This window comes from Micrococcus sp. HSID17227, assembly GCF_003989405.1.
Lineage (GTDB): Bacteria > Actinomycetota > Actinomycetes > Actinomycetales > Micrococcaceae > Micrococcus > Micrococcus luteus.
Window position 1 is genome coordinate 1 of record NZ_RBLN01000431.1, and the last position, 1,255, is coordinate 1,255.

The window sequence follows — 1,255 nt, forward strand, 5'->3', positions numbered from 1 at the left end:
CCACCCCGTGCCGGCGGGCCCGGGAGCGGCGCGGCAGCGGCTGCCAGCGTTCCTCGTCCTCGGGGTCCTCCGGGTCGGCGACGAAGGCCTCCGGGCCGTCGAGCGGGTCGAAGGGCCAGCGGGCGACCAGCGTCCGGCCCGCGGCGGGGTTGGCCTCGGGCAGGTCGTCCTCGGCCGGGGCGGGGCCGAGCGCGACGCCGGGCACCTCCCCCGCCAGACCGGCCACCTCCTCGAGGAAGGCCGAGGCCGGCAGGGGCTCCTTGTTGACTCCCTTGAACAGGGAGGTGCTCAGCCACAGGGCGGATCGCGCGCGCGTGTACGCGACGTAGGCCAGGCGCCGCTCCTCGCGCTCGGCGTGGGCGGCCACGGCCACGGCATAGGGGTCCGGGTTGCCCTCCTGGGCCGCCTTGGAGCTGTACTTGGTGCCGGCCGACTGGACCCAGTCCCGCTGGTCCTGGGCCCACGAGCCGTCCCACTGCGGCAGCGACGCGCGGTCCCCGCGCAGGGGCCACGGCAGCGCGCCGGCCCCGGGGCTGGTCCAGCGGTCCGCCCGCGTGGACGGGAACGTGCCCTCCTGCAGGCCGGGGACCGCGACGACGTCCCACTCGAGCCCCTTCGAGGCGTGCGCGGTGAGCACCTGGACCAGGCCGGGGGTGGGTTCGGCGTTCTCGACGCCGAGGCCGTCCTCGTGCTCGAGGACGGACTCCGTCCAGGCCAGGAACGCCGTCAGGTCCGTCGCCGTGGTGCCGGCGCCGAAGTCGCGGGCCGCGTCCTGGAACGCGTTCAAGTGCCGCCGGGCCGCGGCCGCGGAGACGCCGGGCCGCAGGGCCACCTCGACGTCCAACCCCGTCTCACGGATCACCTCCGCGATGAGGTCGGCCGGGTCCTCCCCGGTGCGCGTGGAGAGCCGGCGCAGCTCGGCGTTGACGGCCCTCAGCCGGGCCAGGCCCTCGGGTGAGAAGCCGCGGCCGCGGGAGCCGACCCAGTCCGTCCCCTCCCCGGGCAGGGAGTCGAGGGCCTCCAGCAGGGCGGCGGCGTCGGCGTCCTCCTCGGGGCTCACGTCCCGGTCCGGGGCCGCGTCCGGGGCAGTCCCCACCGACCTGCGCATGCACCCGCGGCTCGGCCCCGCCCGGGCGGTGGCCCGGGGCCATCCGCTCACCTCGCCGCGGGCGGACGGCGTGCTGCGCGCGGCCGCCCCCGCCGGGGGGCCCGCACCCCCGCACCGCTCCGTCAACTCGCCCCCCGCTTGGACCCC

General features: G+C 78.2%; 1 protein-coding gene. It reads right to left on the minus strand.

Annotation, left to right across the window (positions count from 1 at the left end; all coding sequences use genetic code 11):
* Positions 1-1,096 (minus strand): 3'-5' exonuclease (locus tag D8M29_RS12425; protein ID WP_305034235.1); only part of this gene is annotated, 1,096 nt, incomplete at its 3' end.
* Between the last annotated feature and the right edge of the window lie 159 nt (positions 1,097-1,255).